The 284-nt window shown below is 37.7% G+C and carries 1 pseudogene; it reads right to left on the bottom strand.

The window, feature by feature from the left end:
- Positions 1-44 precede the first annotated feature (44 nt).
- A pseudogene (locus BPMYX0001_RS33340) lies at positions 45-284 on the bottom strand (Y-family DNA polymerase); the annotation flags it as partial.

Below are 284 nucleotides of genomic sequence, written 5' to 3'. Positions count from 1 at the left end.
GGCATCCATCGCATCATACCTCTATCCATGATGTGTATTCCCCCTTAGGCTTTATGCCCACCAATTTTATTGTTTCTCTCACGTTGCGTAGCTCCTTGAATGTAACTGATGCCTCTCATAATCGAGTTTTTACCATACCTATTCCGGATACTATCCATTGTTTTTGCTAATTTCCTTTGAGTATCTTTTCTTGAAGTATCTTCAAACAAAGACATTTGAATTGCATCATCCCTGGTCAAATTCTTTAAAGTTATATGTATTTGTCGTACTGGATGACCAGAATG

Source organism: Bacillus pseudomycoides DSM 12442 (genome assembly GCF_000161455.1).
Classification (GTDB): Bacteria; Bacillota; Bacilli; order Bacillales; family Bacillaceae_G; genus Bacillus_A; species Bacillus_A pseudomycoides.
The sequence above is the reverse complement of the archived record's forward strand: the minus strand, read 5'-3'. Positions and strand labels throughout refer to the sequence as shown.